The sequence below is a fragment of the Desulfosporosinus burensis genome, from assembly GCF_054657535.1.
In genome coordinates, this window is sequence record NZ_BAAHYN010000033.1 from 1 (window position 1) to 6,971 (window position 6,971).

The 6,971-nt window shown below is 41.7% G+C and carries 4 protein-coding genes; 1 reads left to right on the forward strand and 3 read right to left on the reverse strand.

The annotated features are described in order from the left end of the window. The first annotated feature begins 170 nt into the window (after positions 1–170). A complete protein-coding gene (locus tag ACYQ3Q_RS28095) occupies positions 171–1,064 on the forward strand; it encodes a LysR family transcriptional regulator (RefSeq protein WP_459931701.1) in 894 nt (297 codons plus the stop codon). Positions 1,065–1,887: 823 nt separating this feature from the next. On the opposite strand, the gene ACYQ3Q_RS28100 is transcribed toward ACYQ3Q_RS28095, so the two are convergent. The 3 genes from ACYQ3Q_RS28100 to ACYQ3Q_RS28110 form a co-directional block, all read right to left on the reverse strand. Continuing rightward, positions 1,888–3,462: an ASKHA domain-containing protein gene (locus ACYQ3Q_RS28100; RefSeq protein ID WP_459931702.1), complete on the reverse strand. Its 1,575-nt coding sequence runs from the start codon at positions 3,460–3,462 to the stop codon at positions 1,888–1,890. A gap of 174 nt (positions 3,463–3,636) precedes the next feature. Then, on the reverse strand, positions 3,637–5,457 hold the full coding sequence (locus tag ACYQ3Q_RS28105) for an FAD-dependent oxidoreductase (RefSeq protein WP_459931703.1): 1,821 nt from the start codon (positions 5,455–5,457) through the stop codon (positions 3,637–3,639). Positions 5,458–5,538: 81 nt separating this feature from the next. Beyond that, complete coding sequence (locus tag ACYQ3Q_RS28110) at positions 5,539–6,714, reverse strand: class I SAM-dependent methyltransferase (RefSeq protein WP_459931704.1); 1,176 nt, start codon at positions 6,712–6,714, stop codon at positions 5,539–5,541. Between the last annotated feature and the right edge of the window lie 257 nt (positions 6,715–6,971).

Here is a 6,971-nt window from a genome sequence, read left to right on the forward strand (position 1 = left end):
CGATTAAATCACCTCTTAATTATTTGACTATCCAAAGCATAAGACTTAAAATAGTATAAGTAAAATTATTAGTTATTATCTGATAAATAAGGATATCTTATCAATAGTGTGTGTGTCCCAAAATACTGTAAAAATTAAGGGAGTCATGTCTTTTAAAGAAGGTGATAAATTTGGACCATCGTCTCCTAACGTTTGTAACGGTAGCAGAAGAAAAAAGTTTTACCCGGGCAGCCACTGTTCTGCATATTACTCAACCAGCAGTTACACAGCATATTCAGAATTTAGAGTGTGAATTTAATGTCAGTTTATTAGAACGGGGCAAACGTTCGGTTAGCCTAACGCAAGCAGGTGAACTTGCTTTTCACCAGGCTAAGCAAATTTTGGCTCACTATAAAGAGACTAAACGCTTGCTTGATGAATTGCTTTACGGGGACAGTGGCAGTATAGTGATTAGTGCCAGTTTTACGTTTGGTGAATATATTTTGCCGTACGTTCTTCGACGATTTCAGAAATTATATCCACAAATTACCTTTATGGTCAATATCGTAAATAGTGATGAAGTCATGCATCAGGTGCAGAGTCGTGAGGCGGATATTGGTATTATTGAAACTGAATTTTCTAGTGAAAATTTAAAGGTGGTTCCTTTTGCCCAAGATACTGTTAGCTTTATAGCTGCTTCAAATCACGATTTTTATGCAGGAGAGGTACCTACTGTAGAGGAACTGGCAACGCAAACATGGATTTTACGGGAAAAGGGATCGGGAACCAGAGAAGTAGCAGAAAAGGCCCTTGAAGATCTTGACATTACTCCTGCCCATGTTCTAGAATTGGGGAGTATTCAAATTATTAAAGGAGCGGTTGAAGCCGGATTGGGCATTTCGGTTCTTTCCAATTGGACTGTTCGTAAAGAGCTTTCTTTGAACACCTTAAAGTTAGTCAATCCAGAAAGTTTATCATTGACAAGGTCGTTTTCATATGTTTATTTGCCAATAGAATGGCAAACTAAAACGATCCAATTATTTGCTAGTTGCTTAACCGAAATTTCGAGTTTCCAGTTTAAATAATGGGTTAAATAATTTTCGACATATCAAAATCTAATTAACTCGCAAAAGCTTAAGATTTCTAACTCTCTCGATCATCTGATTCACAAAGTACTGACATTAATCTAGTTCCCAGGTTCCCAGGGTACTCCATAGAGAGCACTAAAAGGGTATAATTAGAAGATAGCGTTCTTAAGGTGATATATTCTTTGCTAATTACCGAGATAAATTAGCCCGTCTGTTTAAAGTCGGGCGGCCCTGCGAATCAAGTGCTCAGATGTTGCGGGACTCAGTGTCTGGGATAAGGTGGATTACTGCATGGTTTTTTCCCATTCCTGTCGGGCACGTTCCAAGATTTGTTCCATTGCAGCGTTTTCAATCTCTATTAGTTCTTCCTTCGAAATGTGATCCGAAATGTAATCATCCATCGCTATAACCCTCCTTGTTACATATTTGCCATTTTGGGGGATAGATATTTACACCTAAATCAAGAAAACTGAAATCAAATGCTGGAAATAATATTGTGCCACTTATTAGCATATTCACTAAAAACCCGCTATCTAAGTAGTGGGTTTTTACGTTAATTTTCGTAAGTTTAATGTAACTCAACTTTCGGTCGCGACCGAGCATAGGTCGTGTAATTTAGCGGGTGGAAATCTGACGTCACTAATACTAGCCTTGGATGGATAGGAATAATCCTAGAAGTTAACGGTAGTCATTGAATCTCTAAATGATTAAACTGGGAAAAAATACCCCTCCCATGCTGATTGGGAGGGCCTTTATTCTTTGAGAAAATGGTTGCTTATGCGTCTAAAAAAGTTATTAAAAAAATCAACATGATCACAGGTTAGGTGTGGGTTTGTAGGCGTCTTTTGACGCTGGGGTAACGGTCAAGGTCCGTATGGGGAAGAAATTTGCTGCCACTAAATTTCTCCATAAAAGACGGATTGGCATTTAGCTCGAAATACGTAACCTTTGCAGCGATGGCTTCTGCTTCCAGACGCTTGGTGCGAGATAGGAGCACTTGGCGGGCTGCTTCACCAGAGCTATTGCCCAAACGCACGATGGCTGAGCGTGGAAGGTCAGGATATAGACCAATCGCAATTGCCGACTCGATCGGCAAATACTGTCCAAACGCTCCAGCAGCATAAAAATGACTGATTTTCTGCCAGGCGCAGCCCACATTTTCCATTAACAGATCGGTAGCCGCATTGACTGCTCCTTTGGTGGCCATGAAGTTATTAATATCGATCTGCGTAACTACAATGTCTTCTCCCAAGGCGGTCTCTTTCGCTGGGACAACTACATACGCCTCCCGCCCCTTCTGGAAATGGGCATTTCTGTCAATGATACCATCAAGGAAAAGCTCTGCTAAAGTGTCAACCAGTCCAGAGCCGCAGATGCCGCGGGCAGGCATATCAGCCACAGTTGTATACTGTACCTGGCCCGTTTCCGGATCTATGGAAACATGATCCACAGCTCCAGGTTCCGCCCGCATACCGAAGGTTGTGACTCCTCCTTCTAGAGCCGGTCCAGCAGCTCCGGCACAAGCGACAAGCCAATCTTCGTTGCCCATCACGATCTCTCCATTGGTGCCGATGTCGACAAATAGAGAGATTTCTGGTTGTTTGTGCATCTCACTAACCAGGATTCCGCCGATGACGTCTCCGCCAAGGTAACTTCCTATACTCGGCAGACAATAGACAGGGGCCAGGGGATTGATGTCAAGTCCTATTTCTCCTGCAGGAATTAGGCCAGAATTGTTCACGATCGGAGTATATGGATCGCGGCAAATTGATGCAGGGTCCAAGCCAAGCAGGAGATGAATCATAGTTGTATTAGCCCCTATGGCTGCAGCAGTAATCTTGCCTGTCTCCATGGGTAACGGGAATAGGAGCCTAATCAAACGATTTAGGGTATCTAGAACTGCTTTTTGTAGGTGGGCTAAACCACCTAATTCTCCAGCATGCCGAATGCGGCTCAGAATATCCTCCCCCAAGGTAATTTGATCGTTATAGTCGGCTGCATGTCTAAGAACCGTACCGTCACACAGATCGACAAGGTATACCACCACTGTTGTCGTGCCAATGTCAATGGCTAGTCCGAATTGTTCCTTGGTGGTATCGCCAGGTTCTAGATCAATTAATTTCCATCCTTGGTTGGTGTCCGCTAGGGTAGCTGTAATCTGCCAATCAGCGCTGCGGCATAGGCCGGGTATCCTAGACATAAGTGACAGGGGTACGCTGACAGAATCGTAGCGGCGCTCCAACATTTGGCGCACTTGATCGACATCTGCCCGGTTATCCAGGGGGCTAGGCGGGGTAAGAGACAAGAAAACCTTCCGGGTAAGGGGCTCCAGGTTAGCGAGGAATGTCTGAACCTGCTCCGCTAAGACAACTGGTTTCTCTTTATGGTTTGACATAGCTGTACCTTCTTTTGATTTATTTCTTCAAACCGAATTTAACTTAGGCATGTTAAAAAAATAAATAAGTTAATTTCCATGTCTAACACTTCTTTGAATTTTCTGAAAATAGTAAGTATCATATCTTTGTGTCCTTTGTTTTGCTTTTCTGTAACAATCTCGAGTAACGAATCGTCATAGTTTCAATGAAAGATCGGCTCCATCTCTTATGGCTTCGACGGCCGTTGCCATTACATTGCAATCGCCTATAAAGCTGTACTTATCATTGCCTTCTAATTCTTTGAAGGTCTTATCCGGTTTATTCCCTATTGCTATAACAATATCGTCAAATTCGATTACTTTTTCGATTTCATCCACATTATATGATAATTTTTTATCTGATATATGGTTTATTGTGGCCTTCGTAATGATGCTCACATTCAGTTTTTTGAGCCTGTTTAAAAGGAGCTTCCTTACCATCGGAAATACTCCATCCCCTACTTCATCTTTTGCCTCCAGCACGGTCACATTTTTGCCTTTTTCCGCAAGTAATTCGGCGGTTTCAAGGCCTGTAAGGCCGCCGCCAATTACGATAATACCTGTGCCCTCCGGCAAATCGCCGGACAAAATATCGAAGGCTTGATAGGAGACTATGTCCATATCCCCATTGATTTTCCTGGGAACAGAACCGGCTGCAATCACAACTTTGTCAAAAGGCATATTTTTTATTTCTTCAACTGTTACGTTCCTGTTCAAGTGTACGGCAATATTATTTTTTCTTAGTTCTCTCTCTAAATACTCTACAACCCTGCCTATTTCTCCTTTATGCGGCGGTATTTTTGCTATATTCAACTGACCACCAAGTTTATTACTTTTTTCATACAACTCGACTCTATGACCTTTTTTCGCAAGATACACGGCCGCGGCCATACCCGCCGGGCCACCGCCTATCACCGCGATGTCTAAAGGATGATCTGTTTTAACTTCAAATTCTTGCTCTCTTCCCACCTCCGGGTTTATCATACAGGAGACGGGAAGCCCCTTTAAGATATATGCTATACATGCCTGATTACAGTGTATGCAATATCTTATGTCATTGCCGTTTCCCTTTTTAAGCTTTGCAACGCAATCAGGATCGCCAATAAGGCCCCTGGCTATTCCTATAAAGTCGGCCGCATTATCCTTTAATATTTGTTCCCAGTTTTCTGCAAACCCAAGCTTGTTGGCCGCTATCACGGGTATGCCGACATTGTTTTTTATCCTCTTTACAAGATTCAATAAAGGCATGTCCTCTACACTCATCGGCGATATATGGTATTCCGACGTGGAACCCACACCCGCGGAAAGGTCAAACCCGTTGGCACCGTTTGCTTCAAGCATTTTTGCAAACTCAACACTTTCTTCTATATTAAATCCTCCACATGTAATATCGTCGGCATTAATCCTGCATATAATCGCTAGATCAGGGACATAAGTCTTAACTTTGAGCAGTATCTCCAGGGCAAACTTAGCCCTTCCTTCAAAACTTCCGCCGTACTCATCTGTCCTTTTGTTTACATCTGGTGATAAAAACTGATTCACAAACCATCCATGGGCAAAATGAAGCTCTACCATGTCAAAACCGGCCTTTTTTGCCCTCACGGCTGCCTTTGCAAACTCTTCTATAAACCCCTGTACCTCTTCTCTTGAAAAGTCTGCAGGCTTAAACTTTGGATTATGCATGGCAAGCTGTATTCCCGCTTTTGCCCCATTGTGATGGATTATATTTGATAACCTTTTAAGTCCGTCAATCTTTTCATCGCTGTCTATTCCAAGTTGATTGTTAAAAAATCTACCAAAATTATTTACGTAACTTGCTTCTACTATGACCAGTGATACATCCTTTGATCTCCTGTTATAGTATTCTATTTCTTTATTGGTAACAAATCCATCTTGTGCAAGATTTGTTACCGTAGGCAACATAACCAATCGGTTTTTCAAATTGATATTTCCTATTTTTCCTTCGTTAAATAACATTTATATCACCTCATAGTTTAATTTTAGCACCTAAAACTTGTTATTCAATTCTGTATTTTATACTCGCCAGACATATGGAGTCTAGTTATAGATATAATCGCGGGTCCATGGTAAGTGGTTATTGGGACCTTTGCTGAATAAAAACTGGTGTAGGTCAAGGTTCCCACAGTTAAAGGAGGCAGCAGACGATTGAAGATAGAGGCGCCACATACGGATAAAGGATTCATCTTTGCTCTCGCGAATCAAAGGCAAGGCCTGTTCAAAGTTCTGGGCCCAATGTTCTAAAGTACGGGTATAATGACTTCTCAGGCTTTCGACATCAAGTAAGTAAAAATCGTGACTTTCCATCTGACGAATCAGTTCAGAGACCATAGGAATATAGCCCCCAGGAAAAATGTACTTATTAATCCAAGAATTTGTGCCCTTTTCGTCTCGTCCTGTGATGGAGTGAAGCAGAGAAATTCCGCCATCGACCAGTAATTTCTGGACAGTGGCAAAATATTCGCCCAAATGTTCTTTTCCAACATGCTCAAGCATTCCTACGCTAACGATCCGATCAAAGACCTGGTTTTTAATCTCACGATAATCCAACAGTTGCACATCAACCCAATCCTTTAAATGTTCATGCTCAATACGGCTCCTAACATGCTCATACTGCTCCTGGCTATGCGTGATTCCTAGGGCTTCAACATGGTATTTTTGAGCGGCAGTAAGGATTAATTCGCCCCAACCGCAGCCAATATCCAGCAAACGCTGCTCTTTTTGAAGATTAAGTTTGCGCAGAATATGATCTACTTTATTTTTCTGAGCCTGAAGTAAATTATCCTCTGGAGATTTAAAATAAGCACAAGAATAGGTTAACGTGTCATCAAGCCATAAACGGTAAAAATTATTGCCAATGTCATAATGATATTGAGCATTTTCTTTGCTTTTTCTAACGCCATTGGAAATAAATTTTACCAACTTCAGATAGGACGGGTTTTGATGCAAAAAGCTTTCTTGGTTCTTATAGAGAGATTCGATGACATCCCGGACACTTCCTTCGATTTCAAGTTTATCCTGCATATACGCTTCGCCAAAAGCTAGGGAAGAATCCCCGATGATCTCTGACTTGGGAATAGGTTCACGCAAAATGATTCGGAACTTCGTATCCCCTTCACCAAACTGGTTGATATCTCCATCCCAGAATTCCACCTGGCAGGGATCAGAAAATAGACCCTCGAAAAGATTTTCATAAAATAGTTTGTCAACATTCATTAAACCTTCCACCTTTCTTCTTAATCATTCCCATCACCTAAACTAAATATCGCATCGATGCCATAATTTTAATGGCACCGATGGCGGAAGAAGGGTATAAACTCTTGTATAAACGCTTTACTAACCTATGATTATGCTGCAAAAAAGCAAAAGCAATATTGCAGCGAGAGCAGGTTAAGCAAAATTTGCGTAAGCCAACGTAGACGATAAAGCGTTAATGCACTGGAATCATTTGTTTATTAAAGATAAATGGCGTG